Origin of the sequence: Microbacterium sp. ABRD28, from assembly GCF_003850245.1 — a bacterium.
Classification (GTDB): Bacteria; Actinomycetota; Actinomycetes; order Actinomycetales; family Microbacteriaceae; genus Microbacterium.
Genome location: NZ_CP031015.1, coordinates 338,004 through 358,775, shown reverse-complemented (window position 1 = coordinate 358,775; position 20,772 = coordinate 338,004). Strand labels below are relative to the sequence as shown.

Below are 20,772 nucleotides of genomic sequence, written 5' to 3'. Positions count from 1 at the left end.
TTCCATACGCGGGAATACATAAGGGATGCCGCGACTTTCACCCTCTTGGAATGTCCGACGGCGGTCTCCCGCCGGGAGACGCCATCTATGGAGGAGAACTCAATGAGCAACCGCACCATCGGGTACATCGTCGGGAGCATCTCGTCGACGTCGATCAACCGGCGCCTGGCCGAGGCGCTCGCGCGTCTTGCCCCGGAGGGCACGACCCTCGTCGAGATCCCGATCAAGGACCTGCCGTTCTATTCGCCCGACTACGACGCCGACTACCCCGAGGTCGCCCGCGACTTCAAGCAGGCGCTCGCCGACGTCGACGGCGTCATCATCGTCACCCCCGAGTACAGCCGCTCCATCCCCGGCGTGCTGAAGAACGCCCTCGACTGGGCCGCGCGCCCCTGGGGTCAGAACTCCTTCGACGGCAAGCCCACCGCCGTCATCGGCACCTCGCAGGGTGGCATCGCCACCGCCGCGGGCCAGCAGCACCTGAAGGCCATCCTCAGCCACTTCAACGCCCCGTCGCTCGGACAGCCCGAGGGCTACATCCAGACCACCCCGGGTCTGTTCACCGACTCGGGTGAGGTCACCAACGACGAGACCGCCGCGTTCCTCGTCGGCTACCTCGAGGCGTTCAACGCCCTCGTCGACCGCTACGCGCACGAGCTCGTCAGCGCCTGACGCATCCCCCCTCGACAGCCCCGGCTCCGCTTCGGCGGGCCGGGGCTGTCGCTCTTCCGGCCGGGGTCTCGAGGGGCGAGGATGGCTGTCGACGTCAGCGCGACGCCGAGGGGGACCTGTGACCGGACGCATCATCATCGACCTGTTCGTCTCGCTGGACGGTGTCGCCCAGGCGCCGGGGGGCGCCCGATGAAGACCGATCGGGCGACTTCCCCTACGGCGGCTGGCAGGCGCCCGTGATGGGCGAAATCGAGGGGCGCGAGATCGCCCGCGGCATCGACGAGATGGACGCGCTCGTGCTCGGGCGGCGCACGTACGACATCTTCGCCGCCTACTGGCCGGACCACGTCGAGGGCGACGGCGCCGGCCGCATCGGCCGGAAGTTCGCCGCGATCCCGAAGTACGTCGCGTCCCGGGGCGCCCCCGCGCTCGCCTGGGAGGGCTCGACGCTTCTGGGTGACGATGCGGTGGCGGGCGTCATCGCGCTCCGCGCGGTGCACGAGAGCATCCACGTCATCGGGAGCGTCGACTTCGTGCAGTCCCTCCTCGCCGCGGAGGCCTTCGACGAGCTCCGGCTCTACACCTACCCGGTGGTGATCGGTCGGGGCAAGCGGGTGTTCCCCGAGGGGGCGTCGCCCGCGACGCTCACGCTGCTCGGCGATCCGATCGTGTCCGAGAAGGGGGCCGTGCTGCTTCGCTACGCCCCCGCCGGCCCGCTCCGCACGGGAGAGATGGGCGACTGACGCGCTCTCAGGTGAGGCCGTGCCGGTGAGCGTAGACCACCGCGGCGACCCGGTCGCGGGCGCCGAGCTTCTGCAGCACGTTGGAGACGTGGGTCTTCACCGTGGCCTCGCCGATGAAGAGCCGCTCGGCGATCTCGGCGTTGCTGAGCGCCTGCGCGACGAGGCGCAGCACCTCGGTCTCGCGATCGGTGAGCTCGACGACGGGCGCGGCGGGCGCGGCGTCGGGCGCCGCCGCCGTCGGCCCGGACGAGGAGATTCGGTCCAGACGCGGACGATCCGACGCGAAAGGTCCGCCGCTCGGCCGATCCTCCTCGACCGAGGTGGGCGGGGCCGGGCGCGGCGCCGCGTTCAGGGCCGAGTCCGCGCCGCCGCCCGCGAACCGCTGGATCACCCGGCGCGTGACCTCGGGTGCGAGCAGCGCGTCGCCCGCGGCGGCGACCCGCACCGCGTGGACGAGCTCCTCGGGCCCGGCGTTCTTCAGCAGGAATCCGCTGGCCCCCGCCGACAGCGCCTCGAAGAGGTAGTCGTCGCGGTCGAAGGTGGTCACGATGAGGACGGCAGCCTCCGATCCCGCCTCGACGAGGGCGCGGGTCGCGGTGATCCCGTCCATCCCGGGCATCTGCACGTCCATGCAGATCACGTCGGGAGAATGGACGGATGCCGCGGCGACCGCCTCGGAGCCGTTCGCCGCCTCTGCGACCACCGCGATGTCATCCTCGGATTCGAGGATCATGCGAAAGCCCGCCCGCATGACGGCATGGTCGTCGACGAGGAGGACGCGGATCATCGGACCGCTCCGGTCGTCACGGCAGCGTCATCCCTCGGCGCCGCCGGGGGCGCGGCGGGAAGCGGCACGTGCACCCGCACCCGGAATCCGCCGCGCACGCGGGGCCCGGCCTCGAGCGTGCCGCCGGACGCGGCCGCGCGCTCGCGCATCCCCACGAGCCCGAGACCGGGTCGCATGGGTGTGGCCACGCGGCCGGTGTTGGTGATCTCGAGCTCGACCCCGTCCCGCTCGAATCGCAGGCGCACGTCGGCACGCGCGTCGGGCCCGGCGTGACGCCGTGCATTCGTGAGCGCCTCCTGGGCGATGCGGTAGAGGTTCACCTGCACGACGTCGGGCAGGGGTCTCGGGTCGCCGATGACGGTGTAGCTCGTCGGCAGGCCGTTCTCCTCGGCATGGGCGACGAGCGCGGCGACGTCCTTCAGGGACAGCGTCGACGCGTCGGTGGACCCGGCGTCGGGCGTGCGGAGGGTTTCGAGCAGGTGACGCAGCTCCTCCAGTGCCGAACGGGCAGACGCCTCCACTCCGGCGAGGGCCGCGCGCGCGGCATCCGGATCCCTCTCGATCACCGCGCGGGCCGCACCCGCCTGCACGCCCATCGCCGACACATGGTGGGCAACGACGTCGTGCAGTTCGCGGGCGATTTTGACCCGGTCGAGCGCAACAGCCTGGGCTGCCGTCACCTCGCGTTCCTTCTCGAGCTCGCCGGTGCGCAGCTCGAGCGCGTGGCGCTGCAGGGCGGAGGCGTAGGCGCGATCCCCCATGTAGTAGGCGCCGCCGAAGAAGGCGACGTTGACGAGGAACTGGATCAGCATGAACGCGACGAACGGCGAGAACACGCCTTCGCGCGAGAGTCCCTCCTCGGTCGGCGCCGTCGCCGACTGGAAAGTCGTGACCAGGAGCCAGAGGAACATCCCGACGATGATCAGCGCCCTCACGATGAGCGCGCGTCGGCGGTTGTCGACCCAGGCGCCCACGGTGTAGAACGCGATGAAGACGGCGATGTTGCCCACGTAGATCTCGGGGATCCGGACGCTGACGCCGATGAAGTACGCCAGCGACACGGCGACGGCGACGACCTCGGGGTATCGGCGACGGAGGGCGAGGGGGAGGGTCAGGCCGACCCCGTACAGCAAAGACCACTGGATCTGAGCGGTGTCGGTCCCGTAGTAGAGGCCGGCGACAGAGCCGAGTGCCGCGCTCAGCACCGCGCCGACGCACAGGCCGACGGCCAGGCCGACGTCGGCACGAAGTTCCGCGGGGGTCGCAGGAGCCCGCGTGATCCTGGATGCGGGGGTGGTCATCCTTCCACGGTAGGGGCGGCGATGCGTGCCGGCATCCTCCCGCCGGCGGATCGACGATTCTCCGCCTCGCGGGGGAGGCGAGGCGGCCCCCGCGTTTGAGAGGGTGGTGGCGACGAAGGGAAGGAGCGGATGATGGCGAAGATGGAGAACCTCCTGTGGGGCGACCGGGATGACCCGCGCCGCGAACTCGCGGAGCTGTTTCCGGGCGAGGGGGAGGCCGTGACCGTGCGTGCCCGCGACTGGGCGCGCGGCGTGATCCAGGAAGCCGGTGTCGCGCCCGAGGACGAGGTGCGCGTGATCAAGACCCTCCGCGATGCGGAGCCGCGGCTCTCGCTGAAGCCCGCTCGCTATCTGGCGGCTCAGCTGAACGTCTGACACCCCTCACGATGCCCCCGCGGGACGCTCCGCGGGGGCATCGGCCTGTCGGGGTCATCCGCTGCTAGCGTGCGGCGGGTGAGCGAACAGCAGATCGAGGAGCCGTCGGCGACGGAGCGGGTGGTCCCGATCGGGGTGGTGATGGTCGGGATGTCGCTGGTGGTGTGGTGGCCCGCCTTCACCCTCGGCGCGTGGGGCGACCTCTTCTTCGATCAGCTACTGACGCTGTGGGCGGCGTCCACGGCAGCGCTGGTGTTCGTCCTCGTGGAGCGCAAGCCCGTCGGTGCGAAGCTCGTTCGCGCGCTTCTCCTTCTCATCCCTTCGCTGTGGATCGTGCTGTCGTACCTCTTCAACGAGAGCGAGACGAACCTCGCGGCGCTGCTTCTCGCGGTCGGTGGGATCCTCGTCATCGTCGTCGGCCTGCCGCTGACCATGTGGGTGCTGGTGCGCATCGTCTGGCCCGATTTCGGCTCGTTCACGCGGCGCGCGACGCGCTGGCTGATCCTCGGGGTGGTCGGTGGAATCGCCGTCATCTCGTTCATCCTGGGCCTCACGCAGGCGCAGTGGCTGTACTGCGAGGACTTCACGATCAGCGGCAACTCCGAACCCGCGGGCTGTACACCCGAACCGCCCGACCTCTACGAGTGACGCGCGGGGGTCAGGTGGGGCGGACTTCGCCGTAGAACTGGCCGTGGTAGCCGTGCAACACCGCGTGGGGGAGCTCGGCGCGGGCGGTCTCGGTGAACGAGGCGGCGTCGAGCACCAGAAGGAACGACGTCTCCGCCGCGGCGTCCAGCACCACCGACAGCACCACACCGTCGTCCTCGGCCTCGCGCCCCGGGCGTCCGACGAAGACGCCCTCTCCCGGGTAGCAGGCCTCGGCTCGCCAGGTCGTGGTGGTGCGGCTGACGTTGTCGATCTTCACCAGGCGGTCGTAGAAGCCCGGCTCATCGCCGAGGCTGACGCCGTAGACGTAGCGGTGGTCGGGCCGGGTGTTCATCCGGGCGTAGTCGAGGCTCGGCAGCTCGATCGGCGTCGGCGAGATCTGCTCGCCGGTCACGGTCTTCCCCCCGCCCCGGAGGGGCAGGCGGAATCGGCGCAGGGTGCCGGGAGGAATCCGCGCGTCGGGCTCTTCGAGCCGATGGAGGTAGAACGCCTCGATCACCGACGCGTCGTCGTAGCCGACGAGGTCGACCACCACATCGTCGCCGTCGTCGTAGGCGTTGACGTGGTGGAAGGCGAAGAAGGCCGGCGAGGTGACGGTCTTCACGTGTGCGCCGGTCTGCCGGTCGAAGATGTGGAACTTCGTCCCGCGCTCGGGCTTCCACCGGAAGTTCTCGATGTACGGCTTCAGCCACAGCAGGAGCGAGACGGGGTTCACCACGAGGGGGAACTCCGCGAGCACGAGGTAGCGCTCCGACATGCCGAAGGAGTGGATGTAGCCGGGTTCGCCCACCCGCCGACGCGCGAGCGTCGTGGGGGTCGCCCCGGGGGTGGCGGTGTCGAGATGGCGGAAGACGTACTGGCTCGAGGCGTTGAAGCGCGTGACGAGGTTGATCGCCTCGCCCCGCGCGTCATCCAGCTGAGGGTGCACCGTCGTCATCCGTCCGAAATTCGACGTGTCCCACCCTGTCACCCCGACGGTCTTGAGGGTCACCGGGTCGAACTCGACCTGGATCGGCGTCTCTGCCAGGGCGAGGAACTTCTCGGCCACCTTGGCGATGTTGACCTTCGCGCTGTCGGTGGGCTGGGGGTCGAACACCGCCATCGCGCGGGCGAAGAGCGACCGGCACGGGTCGGTGGCGAACTCGGGGAAGGCGATGCGCCCCTCGTCGCGCGCCGCGCGGTAGGCCTCGGTCTCGAGGAACCGGTTCTGATACGACACCCGGCCGCTCGAAACGGTGAACCGGTGGAGCATCGCCAGACCGTCGAACCAGTGCCGGTAGCGCCGCTCACCCACCTGGAACGACCCGGGGCCGTTGCGCAGGAGCGACCCTTCCAACCAGTCGGGAAGGATGCCGCGAACCGGCACGTCGTCGATCGCGACCTCAGGGCTCTCGCCGAACCCGGCGGCGAAGCCCTGCGACGTCGTCCCGGCGCTCACGAGGGCACCTCGTCGGCGACACGGGTCGTGTCGGCGTCGCCGGCCCGGCGGGCGACGACACGGGGGTACTCCTCGCCGATCAGGCCGGCGGCGATCTTGCCCGAGGCGAGCACCGCCGGCACTCCGGCGCCGGGGTGCGTGCCGGCACCGACGAGGTAGAGACCGCGGACCGCGCGCGAGCGGTTGTGCGGGCGGAACCAGCCGGATTGGAAGAGGGTGGGCTGGAGCGAGAAGCCCGCGCCGCGCGGCGTCTGCAGGACGTCGCGGAAGTGCTCGGGCCCGATCGCGTGCTCGGCGACGATGTGGTCGGACAGACCGGGGAGGAACCGCTCGTCGAGCGTGTCGAGCACGAGACGGCGCACGCGGGCGGCCTCGTCCGCGGCGGCTTCCGCCGACCGCTCGCCGTGCGGAGGAAGGGCGGGGGAGGCCACGAGCACGTACAGGGCCTCGCACCCGGGCGGTGCGACTGAGGCGTCGGTGCGGGTCGGCACGTGCACGTAGAGGAAGAGGTCGTCGGCCTTCAGGTGCGCGCCGCCCTCGAGGTCGCGGGCTTTCGGGCGGAAGACGCGCTGCATGACCGCGCGCGCGTCTCCGCCGAGGAGGAGGTTGTGATGAGCGAGCGGGGTGTCGGGCCAGGTGCGGTCGGCGCCGAAGTACAGCACGTGCAGCGACATGCTCGGCGTGCTCCGTCGCATCCGCATCCGCGACGGCGCCGCCTGCGGCGCGCCGGCCAGCAGGCGCTCGTAGGTGGCGCCGGGGTCGGCGCCCGAGACGACGACGTCGGCATCGATCTCCGACCCGTCGACGAGCCGCACACCGGTGACCCGTCCGCCGGTGTGGACGATGCGGTCGACCTCCGCGCCGCAGCGGATCGTGCCGCCCAGGCGCTGCACCAGCGCGCCGATCGCCTCGACGAGAGCGCTCGTGCCGCCGATGGCGTAGTGCACCCCCCAGCGGCGCTCGAACTCCACGATGAGGGCGTACAGCGACGGGGTGCGAGCCGGGTCGCCGCCGATGAGGAGCGGATGGAACGCCAGGGCGCGCCGCAGGAACGGGTCGCGCACCGTGGTGTTCACCAGGTGCTGCATGCCGCGCGCCGCACCATGTCGCAGGAGGTAAGGGAGCATCCGCAGCATGACGTGCAGCTGCATCATGGAGCGTTCGGTGTACGGGTAGAACGCGTCGAAGATGCCGCTGATCTTGCGCTGCAGCCGGTCGAAGCCGGTCACGTCGGCGGGGCTGCGCCGAGCCACTTCCTCACGGAAGTCGTCGAGCGACGCCCGGAAGTCGAAGCGTCCGCCCGAGGCGTCGAACGCACGGTAGAAGGGGTCGAGGGGAACCAGCTCGACATGGTCGGACAGTTTCTCCCCGGCGAGGGCGAACAGCTCCTCGAACATGAACGGGGCGGTCAGGACCGTGGGCCCGCCGTCGAAGCGGAACCCGTTGATGTCGTACCGGTACGCGCGCCCGCCGATGAGGTCGCGCTTCTCCAGGACGGTGACATCGTGGCCGGCGGCGGCGAGACGGGCGGCGGCGGCGAGCCCCCCGAACCCGGCGCCCACGACGACGACGCGCGCGCCCCCGGCGGTCACCGGCGGCCGCTCGGTGCGGCGTGCACCACGACGATCGAGATCACGGCCGCGGCCGCGCCTCTTCCCCACCCGCGGGAGGTCCCCCGGGTCTCTGACACGCTCCCCATTGCGCTCCCCTTTCGAGGATGTGGGGCTAGCATACGGCTCCCCCGTGAGGGAGAGGGTCGCGAGGACGCGGCTTCGGGGTTCAGCCGAAGATCATGGGGCGGTCGTCGTCTTCCTCCACCGGCGGCTTCAGGTCGAGGTCGACCACGACCGGCACGTGGTCGCTCGGCAGCTCGCCCTTGCGCTCGTTGCGGTGGATCTGCGCCCCGGTGACCTTCTCCGCCAGGCCCGCCGAGCCCAGGATGAAGTCGATGCGCATCCCCTCGTTGCGGGGGAACTTCAGCCGCTTGTAGTCCCAGTAGGTGTAGCCGGTGGGCACGAGCGGTCGCACCACATCGGTGAGCCCGGCCGACTGCAGCGCCGAGAACGCCTCGCGCTCGGGCGGCGAGACGTGCGTGGAGAAGCCGGGCACCACCGCGGGGTCGCCGTTGTCGGCGTCGGTGGGGGCGATGTTGAAGTCGCCGACGAGCGCCAGGGGCAGACCGGGCTCCGCGGCGAGGGCGTCGCGGGTGTACTGCTCGAGCGCGGCGAGCCAGTGCAGCTTGTAGTCGTAGTGCGGGTCGCCGAGCGCGCGACCGTTCGGCACATACAGACTCCACACCTCGACCCCGTCGATGCGCGCGCCCAGAGCCCGCGCCTCCTGCGGAGCATCCGGACCTTCATGTCCCTTCGCGAACCCGGGCATTCCCGGGAACTCGGTGCGGAGATCGTCGATCGGCGCCCTGCTCGCGATCGCGACGCCGTTCCACTGCGAGAACCCGTGCGCCTCGACCTGATAGCCGGCCTCTTCGAACCTTTCGTAAGGGAACTGCTCGGCCTTGCACTTGATCTCCTGCATCGCCAGCACGTCGACGCTCTCGCGGACGGCGAAGTCGACGATGCGGTCGACGCGGGCGCGGATCGAGTTGACGTTCCAGGTGGCCAGGCGCATGCCTCCAGCGTAGAACCGCGCCGGATCTAGACTCGTCGTCGTGACCGTCGCCTCCACGCCCGACATCGAAGCCGACCGCCAGGCCCTCATCGCCCTCATCACGGATGAGGCGGTGTTCCACGGTGACTTCACGCTCTCGAGCGGCAAGAAGGCGTCGTATTACGTCGACATGCGCCGGCTGACGCTCGACCACCGGGCGGCTCCCGCGATCGGGCGGATCATGCTGGATCTCATCCGCGATGTCGACGGCGTCGTCGCGGTCGGGGGGCTGACGCTCGGCGCCGACCCGATCGCCAACGCGGTGCTGCACGAGTCGGTGCGGGCGGGGCGCCCCCTCGACGCTTTCGTCGTGCGCAAGGAGCCGAAGGACCACGGCCGGGGCCGGCAGATCGAGGGCGCGGATGTCGCGGGCAGGCGCGTCGTCGTCGTCGAAGACACCTCCACCACGGGCCAGTCGGCGCTGAAGGCCGTCGAGGCCCTCCGGCGCGAGGGCGCGGAGCCGGTCGCGGTCGCGGTGATCGTCGACCGCAAGACCGGGGCGCAGGATGCCGTCGAGGCGGCCGGGCTGCAGTGGCTCGCCGCGATCGACCTCGACGACCTGGGGCTGGCCCCGCAGTAGCGCGCACCTCGGCGAGGGAGCGGGTTACTCGCCGTCGCGGGGGCCGCGTCCGCGACGCGACCGCACGAGCTGCCAGATCAGCACCACGAGCGTGCCGGCGATGATCAGGGCGCTGGTCAGCAGCAGCAGCGTCTGCTCGGTCTCGGAGATCATGGGCGCTTCCCTTCCGTCGCGTCGGCGACGATCTTCGCGATGCGCGCGGCCCGCGTCTCCGGCCGGCGTGCGGTGTCGATGAACCCGATGCCGTACTTGCGGGATGACGACGGGAAGGCGTCCCACGCCGCGCGGGCCTGAGGGGTCGCATCCAGGGCGGCGGCGAGATCGTCGGGCTCTCGCAGCGCCTCGGCGTTGTCGAGCACGCCCCAGGCCCCGTTGGCTTTCGCCACCTCGATCGCGCGGATGCCAGCCTCTTCGAGGAGCCCTTCGGCTTCGAGTCGCGCGACCCGCGCCTTGTTCGTCGCCGCCCAGCCGCTGGTGGGTCGGCGCGGCGCGAACCACAGGCCGCTCGTGCGTTCGTCGAAGGTGCGGACCGGTCCGTCGATCCAGCCGAAGCACAGGGCCTGGAGGATGGCGTCTTCGTAGCCGATGAGGTCGAGGTCCGATCCCGGCCGCGGTCTGACGAGCCAGGCGCCCCGCGAGGTGCGGTGGTTCTGGTCCAACCACGAGCGCCACGCCTCGGCATCCTTCGCGATGACCTGCTCGCCGTCGTCGAGCACTCCCATGCGGCGACTCTATCGGCCGAGGGAGGGCGGGGCCGAGAGCGATCTAGAGTCCGTCGAGCGCGCCCATGTCCGACGCCTCGGCGAGGTCGGATTCGAAGGGCTCGGTCGCGAGCAGGTCGGCGACGGAGTCGACGACCTCGTCGGGTCGGAACGGGTACCGCTCGATCTCGGTCTGGTCGCTGATGCCGGTGAGCACCAGGATCGTGTGGAGACCCGCCTCGATGCCGGCCACGACGTCGGTGTCCATGCGGTCGCCGATCATGCCGGTGGTCTCCGAGTGCGCCCCGATGCGGTTCAGCGCCGATCGGAACATCATCGGGTTGGGCTTGCCGACGACATAGGGCTCTTTGCCGGTCGCGCGGGTGATGAGCGCGGCGAACGACCCGGTGGCGGGGACGACTCCGTGGGGGGTCGGGCCCGTGGCATCCGGATTGGTGATGATGAAGCGTGCGCCGTCGTTGATGAAGCGGATCGCCTTGGTGATCGCCTCGAAGTTGTACTGCCGCGTCTCGCCGACGACGACGTAGTCGGGCTGGGTCTCGGTCATGACGAACCCGGCCTCGTGGAGGGCGGTTGTCAGGCCCGACTCGCCGATGACGAACGCGGTGCCGCCGGGCAGCTGCGAGCGGAGGAAGTCGGCGGTCGCGAGGGCGGAGGTCCAGATCCGCTCCTCGGGCACCTCCAGACCCGATCGGGCCAGCCGGGCGCTCAGGTCGCGCGGGGTGAAGATCGGGTTGTTCGTGAGGACGAGGAACGGCGTCGCGCGGTCGCGCCACTGCGCGAGCAGCTCGGCGGCGCCGGGGATCGGACGATTCTCGTGGACGAGGACCCCGTCCATGTCGGTGAGCCAGCATTCGATATCGGCGCGGGTCCGCATGAGGCCAGCGTACCGGGGGAGTGGGGGATGCCACCGGACGAGGTGAGGTCTACTGTCGGAGGGGTGACCGCGCCCGACTGGGACCCCGAAGCGCTGCCGGATCTGACCGGCCGCACCTATCTCGTGACGGGTGCGACGCGGGGCCTCGGGTACTTCGCCTCGGAGCAGTTGGTGCGCGCGGGGGCGCGGGTCGTCATGACAGGCCGCAATCCGAACCGCCTCGTCGCGGCACGCGCCGCCGTCGAGCGTCGCGTACCCGAGGCGGCCACCGTCGGACCCACCGAGACCCTGCTGCTGGACACCAGCAACCTCGGATCGGTGCGCGCGGCCGCGGCGACCGCCCGCGCCCGGTGGAACATCGACGGCGTGCTGCTGAACGCCGGCGTCGTGCATCCCCCCCGAACCCGTGAGACGACGTACGGCGGCAACGAGGTCGTCTTCGCCACCAACGTGCTCGGCCACTTCGCCCTGGCAGGGGCTCTCCTGACCTCGCTGTCGGCGGTCGCGGGGCGGATGGTGTGGGTCGGCAGCATCGCGGCGACGCTCTCGCCGTACGACCCGGTCGATCCGCAGCTCGTCGAGGGCTACACGCCCTGGCGCGCGTATGCGCAGTCGAAGGTGGCGTGCACGTCGCTCGGACTCGAGGCCGACCGCCGGCTGCGCGCGGCCGGTGTGCCGGTGTCGAGCGTCGTCGCGCACCCCGGCTACAGCATCAGCGGGCGAACCCCCGGCATCCACGGGGTCAACGAGCCGTCGCGCTGGGCGCGCTTCGTCGACAACCTGCAGGGGCCCGTCACCCAGTCGAAGGAAGAGGGCGCATGGCCGCTCGTGCGCGCGCTCGTCGACCCGACGGTGGGCGGCGGGGAGTTCTGGGGGCCGCGCTTCACCCTCCGGGGCCGGCCCGCGAAGCAGCGTCCATCCAAGATCACCCGTGACCCCGAGGTCGCCGAGCGACTGTGGCGATTCTGCGAGGAGACCTCGGGCATCCACTGGCCGTGAGCGAGAGCGGGTGGGGTGCGAGGGCGTCGAGCAAGAAAGAGCTGGCGGGGGGAGAGGGCGGATGCCGCGGGCTCAGGCGCTCAGCCAGACGGCCGACGTCGCGCCCTCGGGCAGGGTGAGCGCATCGCCGCCGTCGACCGACACCCGCGCCGCCGGGCGGACCTCGATCTCGTGCCCGACCGCGATGCCGATGACCTCGAGGGCTCGGAGCAGATCGGGGTCGCGATCGCTGACGCGCAGCACGCGCCCCCGATGCCCCGCGGGGGCGGCCGAGAGCAGCACGAAGGGCTCGCGCTCGACGCGCCCGGCGGCGTCGGGGATCGCATCGCCGTGCGGGTCGAACCGCGGGTGACACAGTCGCTCGTCGATGCGGGCGAGCAGCCGGTCGCTGACGGTGTGCTCGAGCACTTCGGCCTCGTCGTGGACCTCGTCCCAGCTGTACCCGAACTCCTGCACCAGCCAGGTCTCGATGAGCCGATGCCGACGGATGATCGCGGCGGCGCGACGCTCGCCGTTCTCGGTGAGCGTGACCGGCCCGTACGGACGGTGGGTGACCAGTCCCTGCGCGGCGAGCTTCTGCACCATCTCGGTGACGCTCGAGGGGGCGAGGCCCAGCACCGCCGCGAGCTGGGACGGCGTCATCCGGGCGTCCTGCCACTCGGTGTGGTGGTAGATCGTCTTCAGGTAGTCGTCGACGGCGGGGGAGGCCACCGCTCCAGGCTACCTACGAGCCTCGACGGAACCGGCGCGTGAGCCGCCACACGTTGCCGCCGGCCACGCCGGAGTGCTCGAGTTCGTCGAGTGTTGCCAGCGCCAGGGCGAGCCCTCGGCCGGACTCGGCGTCTTCGCCGGGCATCGACACGTTCTGCAGGTCGATGAGCGCGGGGTCGGCGTCGTCGGAGAACACCGCTCGGATCCCCGTGTCGTCGATGGACACCTCCAGGCTCACGGAGATCTCCTCGCGGGCGCGCGCGTGCTCGACGATGTTCGTCGCGATCTCGCTCACGGCGAGCGTGAACAGGGTGCGGTCCTCTTCATCGACGTGGGGTCTGCCCGACCAGAGCAGGTCGAGCACCTGGTGCACCTCGTCGAGGAGACTGTCGTCGGCGCGCCCCTCGACCCGGAGCCCGTCAACGCTCATCGAAGGCCGCCTCGACGGTGTCGTACTCACGGAGCACCCGATCGAGGTTGGTCAGTTTCAGCACCCGTCGCACCGGCTCGGTCACCCTGGCGATCCGCAGGTCGCCGCCGGCCAGACGCGCGGACTTCAGCCCGCCGATGAGCGCGCCCAGTCCCGACGAGTCGACGAATTCGGTCCCCGCGAGGTCGATGACGACCCGGTTGCTGCCGCCGTCGACGAGTTCACTGATGGCGGACCGCAGGCGCGGCACCCCCGGAGCCGTCAGCCGCCCCTCGAGGGCGATGACGGCGTAGGCGCTGCCGGAGGTGACGGTGAGGTTCACGGGGCGATCCGCCTTTCGTCGGTGAACGGGGCCTTGGGGCCACGATAGAGCGCGGCCTGGATGATCACGCTCAACACCGCGAGGTCGTAGACGACCCATACCGTGTTGACGAGCGTTCCCGTGCCGTCGGCGGTGCCTACCGCGAGCCGGGCCAGCCCGATCCCGAGGGCGAACACCAGCACCGCGATGGCGGTCAACTGCGGCCAGATCTGCCGCCACGGCGGGCCGCCTTCGGCCCGGCCGTCCTTCTTCGTGACGGCGAAGCCGAGGGGCTGCTTCAGCACGACGTTGGCGAAGGCGGTCACGCACGCATCGATCCACACCGGGAAGAGCGCCAGGGCGTATTGCTGCCCTCGCCAGGTCTTGATCCCGCGCGCGACGACGAGGAAGAGGATCTGGTTGATGATGAAGTACGGCAGGAACCGCGCGAAGAAGTCCACGCTCCAGGCCGTCACCGGCATCACGCCGAAGACGAGGTAGATCACGGGGGCTGCGAGGTAGACCAGCGCGGTGAATCCCGAGAGGTAGCTCCACATCGTGGCGAAGTACATCAGCCGCTGCCCCGCCGACAGCCCCTTCTTGACGAGCGGATTGTCGCGCAGCATCACCTGAAGCGTCCCCTGAGCCCAGCGCAGACGCTGCGTGAGCATCGTGCGGAGGTCTTCGGGGGCGAGGCCGTGCGCGAGGATCTCGTGGTGGTACACGCTTCGCCACCCCAGGGAGTGCAGCTGCATCGCGGTCGCCATGTCTTCGGTGACCGAGATCGTCGCCATCGGCTGCACCGGCTGCGCTTCGCCGGGCCGGTCGACCCGCAGGGCGTCGAGGAGTGCCGAGACCGACTCGACCGCACCGAGTGGTGACATCTCGCGCGTGGCGAGGGCGTCGAGGGCGGTGTCGTCGATGACCAGCGCATCGAGTTCGCGGTCGCGTTCGATCGGCAGCTGGGCGATGACATCGAGGTCTGCCTGCAGGGCCGCGAGATCGCGCGAGACCAGGCGACGGGATGCCGCGTCCACGGCGCTCTGCACCCGATAGGTCACCTCGCCGATCGGCTCGCCGTTGGCGATCTGGCGACGCGCGCCGGCGACCTCGTCGCGCAGCGCCGTCAGCTCGGTGCGGACGGCCTCGTCGGCATCGCGGTCGCGCGCTGCGCGCGAGAGGAGGGACTCCGCAGCCCGGAGGGTGCGGGCCGTGGACTGCTCGAGGTCGCGGACGTAGCCGACGATGCCGAGCTGCATGAGTGCGTCGCGACGGAGGACGGCGTTGGATCCGCAGAAGAAGGCCGCGTTCCAGCCATCCTTCCCCTGCTGGATGGGCCCGTAGAACAGCGGTGCCTGACTGCCCAGCGGGTCGGCGTCGTCGACGTTGACGAACCACTGCGGCGTCTGCACCAGCGCCACGTCGGGGTCGTCGGCGAAGTAGCCGAGCGTCCGGTTCAGGATCAGCGGGTCGGGCACCTGGTCGGCGTCGAGGATGAGCAGGAACTCGCCGTCGGTGTCCATCAGGGCGTTGTTGAGGTTGCCGGCCTTGGCATGGCGGGGTTTGCCCGTCCAGTCCTCCGACCGGGTGATGTACCCGAGCCCCGCCTCCTGCGCGGCCGCGGCCATCTCGGGTCGTGCCCCGTCGTCGAGCACCCACGTGTTGTGGGGGTAGGCGATGCGCTGTGCGGCGAGGGCCGTGGCCATCACCATCTCGATCGGCTCGTTGTAGGTGGTGATGAAGACATCGGCCGTGCCCTGCGGTGGCGAGGTGGGAGCCGGCCGATCTCTGGCGCGCCACATCGTCACGGCGGAGAGGAAGGTGTCGATGAGGCTGTAGGTCTCGGCGATGACGAGGGGGACCGCGATCCACCACGCCGACCAGTTGATCGAATCCAGCCACCGCCAGGCGATGTAGTTCACGCCCAGGAGCACCGACAGGAGGGCGAGGATCCGGATCCAGACGAAGCGCGCGGTCATCGCGCGTGCCCGGCCCTCACGCGTCCCGCCGCACGAGCAGCACCGTGACATCGTCGGGAGCACGGCGCTCGTGGGCGAGCCGCACCGCTTCGGCGACGGCGCCTGCCGGTCCTTCGGTCGAGATGACGTGCAGCACGTGGCCGAACGGGTCCTCCTGGTCGAGGATGTCGAGGAGGCCGTCGCTGCAGCACAGGAACGCATCCCCCGGCTCGAGCTGCACCGAGGCCGCCGTGCGGTCGTAGTCGAACCCCATGCCCAGGGGAAGGCCCGTCGAGCGGAGGGGTGTCCACCTGCCGTCGCTGTGGAGGATGAACGCCAGGCTGTGGCCGGCGTCGACGAAGGAGATCGTGCCCGAGTCGGGCTCGAGCTCGGCGTGCACGGCGGTGACGAACAGGCCCGCGCGTCCGAGATCGGACTCGAGCAGCCGGTCGGCTTCGGCGACCGCGGCGGCGAGAGGGCGGTCGGGCGCGGTGCGCAGCGACGCCCGCACCGATGCGGCGACGATCGCGGGGCCGGTTCCCTTCCCCATGACGTCGGCCAGAGTCATCCGCAGCCGTCCGTCGTGCAGGTACCAGTCGTAGAGATCCCCCATCAGTGTGCCGGACGCCGTCGCCGCGGCCGCCAGGGTGTACCCGGCGACCTCGGGGGTCTCGCGGGGCAGAAGCGCCTGCTGCACGACGGTGGCGTGGTCGAGGTCGTCCTCGGCCATGAGCTCGGTCTGCACCCACTGGGCCATCTCGCGCAGCAACTCGACCTCGCGGGCGTCGAGCGATCGCGGCTGGGTGTCGAGGATGCACAGGGTGCCCACGTGCTCACCGCCCGGCGCCTGAAGCGGGTGTCCGGCGTAGAACCGGAGGTGCGGATCGCCCACGACGAAGGGATTCTCGGCGAAGTAGTCGTCGATGCTCGCGTCCTCGACGATGAGCGTGTCTCCGGTGCGGACGGTGAGGTCGCAGAAGGCCCCCTCTCGCGACGCGTCGCTGCCGCCGAGGCCGATCTGCGACTTCCGCCACTGACGGTCGCGATCGAGGAGGGTGACGCTCACCATCGGCACGCCGAAGATCTCCTGCGCGAGACGCGTCACCCTGTCCACGCGCTCGTCGGGGCGCGTGTTGAGGAGACCGAGGGCCTCGATGGCACGTTGGCGTCTGTCGTCGTCGAACAAGGAATCCCCCACATGGTCTCGTCGTCGGCGAATCTCCAGTATGTCGAGGATCGGCCGGGCGTGGGGAGGGTTCGGAAAATGGTTGCGCGCGCGGCGATAACCTGTTCCGGTGGATGCCGCACCGTCCGAGCCGCAGCCGGGGTCGGCCTCGACCGAGCCGTCGGAACCCGCCCTGCCCCGCGGCGTCGGGCCCTGGCCCGACGGGCCGGACGCCTGGCCCGACGACCCGCGGTACGACCCCGACCTGCTGGCCGCCGGTGACACCCGGAATGTCGTCGATGCCTATCGGTACTGGCGGATGGACGCGATCGTCGCCGACCTCGACCGACGTCGCCACGGCTTCCACGTCGCCATCGAGAACTGGCAGCACGACATGAACATCGGCTCGATCGTGCGGAGCGCGAACGCCTTCCTCGCCGCCGAGGTGCACATCGTCGGCCGGCGGCGGTGGAACCGGCGCGGGGCGATGGTCACCGACCGGTACCAGCACGTCCGCCACCACGAGGATGTCGCGGCGTTCGCCGCATGGGCGGAGAGCGAGGGGCTGCCCGTCATCGCGATCGACAACGTCGAAGGGTCCGTGGCGCTCGACCGTGCCGACCTCCCCGAGCGATGCGTGCTGCTGTTCGGTCAAGAGGGTCCGGGGCTGTCTCCCGAGGCGCTCGCCGCCGCATCGGCAGTGGTCGAGATCACCCAGTACGGGTCGACGCGATCGATCAACGCCTCCGCCGCGGGGGCGGTCGTCATGTACGAGTGGTGTCGTCGCTGGGCGTGACTGTGCTCCCCCGCGGGGCGTGACGGTGCTCCCCCGCGGGGCGTGACCTTGGTCCCCTGGTGGGTGCTGACCTCGACCGCCATGCTGGAGCGATGGGGGTGATGAGGACTCTGGTGCGGTACCCGATCATCGCGGCGACGCTCGTCGTTCTGGCGGCGGTGGCGATCATCGCCTCCGCGGGCGGGGAGCAGCAGGCGCGGTGGATCGCGAGCGCGTACGTGGGGCTGTTCATCGTGTGGACCCTCGTCCGGATGGTGCGCGACGTGCTGCGCGGGCACATCGGTCTGGACGTGCTGGCGGTCGTGGCGATGGTCGCCACCCTCGCCGTCGGGGAGTACCTGGCCTCCCTCATCATCGTGCTGATGCTCTCCGGCGGCGAGGCGCTCGAGGACTTCGCCGCGCGACGCGCGACACGCGACCTCACCGCTCTCCTCGATCGGTCGCCGCGCACGGCGCACGTCGTGGTGCGCCCGACCGGGCTTCCGACGGCGGACGCGGCGGCGGCGGCGACCGAGCGGATCAAGGACGTTCCCGTCGACGAGGTCGCCGTCGGCGACATCCTTCTCGTCCGCCCGTCGGAGATCGTTCCCGTCGATGGCGAACTGCTCAGCGAGACCGGCACGTTCGACGAGTCGTCTCTCACCGGCGAGAGCATGCCGGTGGCCCACGACCGGGGGATGGAGGTCTTCTCCGGAGCGGTCAACGGGTCGGAGGCGGTGCGCATCCGGGCGCGCCGCCCGAGTTCCGAGAGTCAGTACCAGCAGATCGTCGCCCTCGTGAAGCAGGCGCAGGCCTCCCGGGCGCCGGTGGTGCGGCTCGCCGATCGCTTCGCGATCCCGTTCACCGCCGTGTCGCTCGTGCTCGCCGGCACCGCCTGGACGATCTCGGGCGATCCGGCGCGCTTCGCCGAGGTGCTGGTGCTCGCCACCCCGTGCCCCCTCCTCATCGCGGCGCCCGTCGCCTTCCTCGGCGGACTCTCCCGCGCGGCGAAGGCCGGCGTCATCGTCAAGGGTGGCGGCATCATCGAGAGGCTCGCACGGGCCCGGTCGGCGTGCTTCGACAAGACCGGGACGCTCACGGCGGGACGGCCCGAGCTCGTCGACGTGCGACCGGCCGAGGGGTTCGATCGCCGGGAGCTGCTGACTCTCGCCGCCTCGGCCGAGCAGTACTCGACCCACGTGCTGGCCGACGGTGTGCGTCGTGTCGCGGCCGCGGAGGGCATCACACTGCGCCCGGCGGAGGCGGCGACAGAGGTGGCGACCAACGGGGTGACCGCGTCCATCGACGGCGCCGCCGTCGCCGTGGGGAAGCCGGCGTTCATCGCCTCGCGCGCACCCGCCCTCACCCGCACGCACCTCGTCTCGGGGCAGGCGGCAGCCTACGTCGCGGTGGGCGACCGTTTCGCCGGCGCCCTCGTGCTCGCCGACGCTGTCCGGCCCGAGTCGGCGGCCGTCGTGGACTGGCTGCGCGGCAACGGCGTTGAACGGGTGGCCATGCTCACAGGCGACGCGGAGTCCACCGCGGCCGCCATCGCGTCGCAGGTCGGGATCACCGAGGTGCACGCCGAGCTCCTCCCGCCCGAGAAGGTCCACCTCGCCGCCGGCATGCAGCCGAGGCCCACGATGATGGTCGGCGACGGCGTCAATGACGCCCCGGTGCTCGCCGCCTCCGACATCGGCGTGGCGATGGGTGCGCGCGGGGCGACCGCGGCCGGCGACGCCGCCGACGTCGTCGTGGTCGTCGACTCCCTGGCCAAGGTCGTCGAGGCCGTGGCGATCAGCCGCCACACGCTCCGTGTGGCGCTCGCGGCGATCTGGATCGGGATCGCCCTCAGCATCGGTCTCATGATCGTGGCGATGACCGGCGTCATCCCGGCCGTCGCAGGCGCGCTCATCCAGGAGGGCGTCGATCTTGCGACGATCCTCTACGCCCTCCGCGCGCTGCGCGGGCCGGTGCCGGTGATCGGTGCGACGCCGGCGGCGGTCACGCTCCCGCGGTCAGCCACGCCCGACCGCGCACCCGGCGCCCCAGCGTGACCAGACGCGCGAGCATGTAGACGCCGAAGAACGCCACCGCCAGCCACGCCAGGCCCGCGGCGCCGGTCGGGGCGAACATGGCCACGAGCACCAGCGCGGGAACGAAGGGCACGAGGTTCAGCACCCCGACGATCGCGAGGTATCTCCCGTCGCCCGCTCCGATCAGCACTCCGTCGAGCACGAACACCACGCCGCACACGGGTTGGGTCACGGCGAGAACGAGCAGGGCCGGCTGTACGAGCGCGGCAAGCGCCGGGTCGCCGGTGAACACCAGGCCGATGACCCCGGATGCCGCGGCGATGACCGCGCCCACGATGACGCCGAACCATGCTCCCCAGGCCACCGTGCGACCGAGCACGCGGCGCACGAACGGTTCGTCGCCGGCGCCGAGGCCCTTGCCGATCAGCGCCTGCGCGGCGATGGCCAGGGCGTCGAGCGCGAAGGCCGCAGTGGAGAAGATCGTGAAGGCCACCTGCCACCCGGCGAGCTCGTCGGTGCCGAGGCCGGTCGCGACTGCGACGGACGCAAGCAGCGCCGCGCGCAGCGAGACGGTGCGCAGGAACATCCATCCGCCCTGCAGAGCGGAGCCGCGCACCCCCTCGCGCTGCGGGCGGACGGATGCCGCGTGCCGGCGCGCCAGCCGGCCGATGACCACCACGTAGGCCGCCACCATGCCCCACTGGGCGACGACCGTGCCGGCAGCCGACCCCGCGATCCCCCACCCGAAGACGTAGATGAAAACCCAGTTCAGCACCGCGTTGGCTCCGAATCCGAGCCCCGCGATCCACAGCGGCGTCACGGTGTTCTGCATCCCCCGCAGGAGCCCCGTCGCGGCGAAGACGATGAGCATCGCCGGCAGGCCCCACATCGAGATGCCGAGGTAGATCTGCGCGTCGGCGGCGACCTCGGCGCCGGCGCCGAACAGGCCGACGAGGAACGGGGTGGCGAGGTATCCCGCAAGGGCGAGAATCGCTCCGATGCCGAGGGCCAGCCACATGCCGTCGATGCCGACCGACACCGCGCGCGAGGGGTCGCCCGCCCCGAACCGCCGGGCGACGGCGGGAGTGGTGGAGTAGGCGAGGAACACCATCAGCCCGACGATCGTCTGCAGGACCGCCGCTCCGATGCCGAGCGCCGCCAGCGGCGCGATCCCGAGGTGGCCGACGAAGGCCGAGTCGAGGATGAGGAAGAGCGGCTCGGCGATGAGCGCGCCGAGCGCGGGGACGGCGAGCCTCAGGATGTCGCGATTCAGCGTCATCCGTCCGGTCTTCTGCTCGCTCCCGCTCACCCCACCGAGCGTAGAACCCGCCGGCGACACCGGTCGTGATCTGCTCCCGAGTCGCGTGGCCGCGGTCGTACGAGTCGCCGACCGGTCAGAAGACGCGGCTCCGCCGCATCCTGAGCCGCGTTTTTCGACGGTTCGCGGCTGAGTGCAGGCGCACGAGTTTCCGACCCGTCAGAAAACGCGGCTCCGCCGCATTCCGGGCCGCGTTTTTCGACGGTTCGCGGCTGAGTGCGGGTGTACGAATCGCCGACCGGTCAGAAAAC

General features: G+C 70.9%; 21 protein-coding genes and 1 pseudogene. 8 read left to right on the top strand and 14 right to left on the bottom strand.

The features are described from left to right. Nucleotides 1–102: 102 nt before the first annotated feature. Both DT073_RS01800 and DT073_RS01795 read left to right on the top strand, forming a co-directional pair. The gene (locus DT073_RS01800; protein ID WP_124291837.1) at nt 103–672 is read left to right on the top strand and encodes an NADPH-dependent FMN reductase; all 570 of its coding nucleotides are present in this window, start codon (nt 103–105) and stop codon (nt 670–672) included. A gap of 239 nt (nt 673–911) precedes the next feature. Continuing rightward, the gene (locus DT073_RS01795; protein ID WP_240638686.1) at nt 912–1,415 is read left to right on the top strand and encodes a dihydrofolate reductase family protein; all 504 of its coding nucleotides are present in this window, start codon (nt 912–914) and stop codon (nt 1,413–1,415) included. A gap of 7 nt (nt 1,416–1,422) precedes the next feature. Here the strand turns inward: DT073_RS01795 and DT073_RS01790 are convergent, their stop codons facing one another. Both DT073_RS01790 and DT073_RS01785 read right to left on the bottom strand, forming a co-directional pair. Then, nucleotides 1,423–2,202, bottom strand: coding sequence for a response regulator (locus DT073_RS01790; protein ID WP_124291836.1), 780 nt, complete (start codon nt 2,200–2,202; stop codon nt 1,423–1,425). Next, nucleotides 2,199–3,503, bottom strand: coding sequence for a sensor histidine kinase (locus DT073_RS01785; protein WP_124291835.1), 1,305 nt, complete (start codon nt 3,501–3,503; stop codon nt 2,199–2,201). The genes DT073_RS01790 and DT073_RS01785 overlap by 4 nt, the downstream gene beginning before the upstream one ends. 129 nt (nt 3,504–3,632) lie before the next feature. On the opposite strand from DT073_RS01785, the gene DT073_RS01780 reads away from it, so the two are divergent. Both DT073_RS01780 and DT073_RS01775 read left to right on the top strand, forming a co-directional pair. After that, entirely contained in the window at nt 3,633–3,878 is a 246-nt protein-coding gene (locus DT073_RS01780; protein WP_164478127.1) for a hypothetical protein, read from the top strand. 78 nt (nt 3,879–3,956) lie between these two features. Then, nucleotides 3,957–4,526 carry a hypothetical protein gene (locus DT073_RS01775; protein WP_240638685.1) on the top strand — a complete coding sequence of 190 codons (570 nt, stop codon included), beginning with the start codon at nt 3,957–3,959 and terminating at the stop codon, nt 4,524–4,526. Between the two features lie 10 nt (nt 4,527–4,536). Here the strand turns inward: DT073_RS01775 and DT073_RS01770 are convergent, their stop codons facing one another. From DT073_RS01770 to DT073_RS01760, 3 genes and pseudogenes are all read right to left on the bottom strand, one after another. Further along, on the bottom strand, nt 4,537–5,982 hold the full coding sequence (locus tag DT073_RS01770) for a carotenoid oxygenase family protein (protein ID WP_205782976.1): 1,446 nt from the start codon (nt 5,980–5,982) through the stop codon (nt 4,537–4,539). Next, a pseudogene (gene crtI, locus DT073_RS01765) lies at nt 5,979–7,661 on the bottom strand (phytoene desaturase family protein); the annotation flags it as partial. The gene DT073_RS01770 and the pseudogene crtI, both read right to left, overlap by 4 nt. A 100-nt stretch (nt 7,662–7,761) precedes the next feature. Then, nucleotides 7,762–8,610, bottom strand: coding sequence for an exodeoxyribonuclease III (locus DT073_RS01760; RefSeq protein WP_124291832.1), 849 nt, complete (start codon nt 8,608–8,610; stop codon nt 7,762–7,764). Between the two features lie 40 nt (nt 8,611–8,650). Between DT073_RS01760 and pyrE the strand changes: the two genes are divergently transcribed. Continuing rightward, nucleotides 8,651–9,229 carry an orotate phosphoribosyltransferase gene (gene pyrE / locus DT073_RS01755; protein WP_124291831.1) on the top strand — a complete coding sequence of 193 codons (579 nt, stop codon included), beginning with the start codon at nt 8,651–8,653 and terminating at the stop codon, nt 9,227–9,229. Between the two features lie 24 nt (nt 9,230–9,253). On the opposite strand, the gene DT073_RS16130 is transcribed toward pyrE, so the two are convergent. The 3 genes from DT073_RS16130 to DT073_RS01745 are packed head-to-tail and all read right to left on the bottom strand — an operon-like array spanning nt 9,254 to nt 10,828. Next, nucleotides 9,254–9,382 carry a hypothetical protein gene (locus DT073_RS16130; RefSeq protein WP_276310441.1) on the bottom strand — a complete coding sequence of 43 codons (129 nt, stop codon included), beginning with the start codon at nt 9,380–9,382 and terminating at the stop codon, nt 9,254–9,256. Further along, nucleotides 9,379–9,951: a YdeI/OmpD-associated family protein gene (locus tag DT073_RS01750; protein ID WP_124291830.1), complete on the bottom strand. Its 573-nt coding sequence runs from the start codon at nt 9,949–9,951 to the stop codon at nt 9,379–9,381. The genes DT073_RS16130 and DT073_RS01750 overlap by 4 nt, the downstream gene beginning before the upstream one ends. A 43-nt stretch (nt 9,952–9,994) precedes the next feature. Continuing rightward, nucleotides 9,995–10,828, bottom strand: coding sequence for an HAD-IIA family hydrolase (locus DT073_RS01745; protein WP_124291829.1), 834 nt, complete (start codon nt 10,826–10,828; stop codon nt 9,995–9,997). A gap of 63 nt (nt 10,829–10,891) precedes the next feature. Between DT073_RS01745 and DT073_RS01740 the strand changes: the two genes are divergently transcribed. Beyond that, nucleotides 10,892–11,827: an SDR family NAD(P)-dependent oxidoreductase gene (locus DT073_RS01740; RefSeq protein WP_164478125.1), complete on the top strand. Its 936-nt coding sequence runs from the start codon at nt 10,892–10,894 to the stop codon at nt 11,825–11,827. A gap of 72 nt (nt 11,828–11,899) precedes the next feature. On the opposite strand, the gene DT073_RS01735 is transcribed toward DT073_RS01740, so the two are convergent. From DT073_RS01735 to DT073_RS01715, 5 genes are read right to left on the bottom strand one after another with little or no spacing between them, the layout of a single operon-like run. Continuing rightward, nucleotides 11,900–12,538 (bottom strand): metal-dependent transcriptional regulator, encoded by a 639-nt coding sequence (locus DT073_RS01735; protein WP_124291827.1) that lies wholly within the window; start codon nt 12,536–12,538, stop codon nt 11,900–11,902. A gap of 13 nt (nt 12,539–12,551) precedes the next feature. Continuing rightward, nucleotides 12,552–12,968, bottom strand: coding sequence for an ATP-binding protein (locus tag DT073_RS01730; protein ID WP_124291826.1), 417 nt, complete (start codon nt 12,966–12,968; stop codon nt 12,552–12,554). Next, complete coding sequence (locus DT073_RS01725) at nt 12,958–13,290, bottom strand: STAS domain-containing protein (RefSeq protein ID WP_240638684.1); 333 nt, start codon at nt 13,288–13,290, stop codon at nt 12,958–12,960. The genes DT073_RS01730 and DT073_RS01725 overlap by 11 nt, the downstream gene beginning before the upstream one ends. Further along, complete coding sequence (locus DT073_RS01720) at nt 13,287–15,248, bottom strand: glycosyltransferase family 2 protein (protein ID WP_124291824.1); 1,962 nt, start codon at nt 15,246–15,248, stop codon at nt 13,287–13,289. The genes DT073_RS01725 and DT073_RS01720 overlap by 4 nt, the downstream gene beginning before the upstream one ends. A gap of 16 nt (nt 15,249–15,264) precedes the next feature. After that, a complete protein-coding gene (locus DT073_RS01715; protein WP_124291823.1) occupies nt 15,265–16,425 on the bottom strand; it encodes a PP2C family protein-serine/threonine phosphatase in 1,161 nt (386 codons plus the stop codon). 97 nt (nt 16,426–16,522) lie between these two features. On the opposite strand from DT073_RS01715, the gene DT073_RS01710 reads away from it, so the two are divergent. After that, complete coding sequence (locus DT073_RS01710) at nt 16,523–17,188, top strand: TrmH family RNA methyltransferase (protein ID WP_124291822.1); 666 nt, start codon at nt 16,523–16,525, stop codon at nt 17,186–17,188. Nucleotides 17,189–17,280: 92 nt separating this feature from the next. After that, entirely contained in the window at nt 17,281–19,224 is a 1,944-nt protein-coding gene (locus DT073_RS01705; RefSeq protein WP_124294293.1) for a heavy metal translocating P-type ATPase, read from the top strand. On the opposite strand, the gene DT073_RS01700 is transcribed toward DT073_RS01705, so the two are convergent. Next, complete coding sequence (locus DT073_RS01700) at nt 19,172–20,482, bottom strand: MATE family efflux transporter (RefSeq protein WP_124294292.1); 1,311 nt, start codon at nt 20,480–20,482, stop codon at nt 19,172–19,174. The two genes, DT073_RS01705 and DT073_RS01700, sit on opposite strands and share 53 nt — an antisense overlap. Between the last annotated feature and the right edge of the window lie 290 nt (nt 20,483–20,772).

Excerpts from the sequence above, each read along its gene's own strand:
- DT073_RS01800 (WP_124291837.1), top strand. The coding sequence starts at position 103 with ATGAGCAACCGCACCATCGGGTACATCGTCGGGAGCATCTCGTCGACG.
- DT073_RS01760 (WP_124291832.1), bottom strand. The coding sequence starts at position 8,610 with ATGCGCCTGGCCACCTGGAACGTCAACTCGATCCGCGCCCGCGTCGAC.
- DT073_RS16130 (WP_276310441.1), bottom strand. The coding sequence starts at position 9,382 with ATGATCTCCGAGACCGAGCAGACGCTGCTGCTGCTGACCAGCGCCCTG.
- DT073_RS01705 (WP_124294293.1), top strand. The coding sequence starts at position 17,281 with ATGGGGGTGATGAGGACTCTGGTGCGGTACCCGATCATCGCGGCGACG.
- DT073_RS01745 (WP_124291829.1), bottom strand. The coding sequence starts at position 10,828 with ATGCGGACCCGCGCCGATATCGAATGCTGGCTCACCGACATGGACGGG.
- DT073_RS01790 (WP_124291836.1), bottom strand. The coding sequence starts at position 2,202 with ATGATCCGCGTCCTCCTCGTCGACGACCATGCCGTCATGCGGGCGGGC.
- DT073_RS01700 (WP_124294292.1), bottom strand. The coding sequence starts at position 20,482 with ATGACGCTGAATCGCGACATCCTGAGGCTCGCCGTCCCCGCGCTCGGC.
- DT073_RS01750 (WP_124291830.1), bottom strand. The coding sequence starts at position 9,951 with ATGGGAGTGCTCGACGACGGCGAGCAGGTCATCGCGAAGGATGCCGAG.
- DT073_RS01720 (WP_124291824.1), bottom strand. The coding sequence starts at position 15,248 with ATGACCGCGCGCTTCGTCTGGATCCGGATCCTCGCCCTCCTGTCGGTG.
- DT073_RS01785 (WP_124291835.1), bottom strand. The coding sequence starts at position 3,503 with ATGACCACCCCCGCATCCAGGATCACGCGGGCTCCTGCGACCCCCGCG.
- DT073_RS01780 (WP_164478127.1), top strand. The coding sequence starts at position 3,633 with ATGATGGCGAAGATGGAGAACCTCCTGTGGGGCGACCGGGATGACCCG.
- DT073_RS01795 (WP_240638686.1), top strand. The coding sequence starts at position 912 with ATGGGCGAAATCGAGGGGCGCGAGATCGCCCGCGGCATCGACGAGATG.
- DT073_RS01730 (WP_124291826.1), bottom strand. The coding sequence starts at position 12,968 with ATGAGCGTTGACGGGCTCCGGGTCGAGGGGCGCGCCGACGACAGTCTC.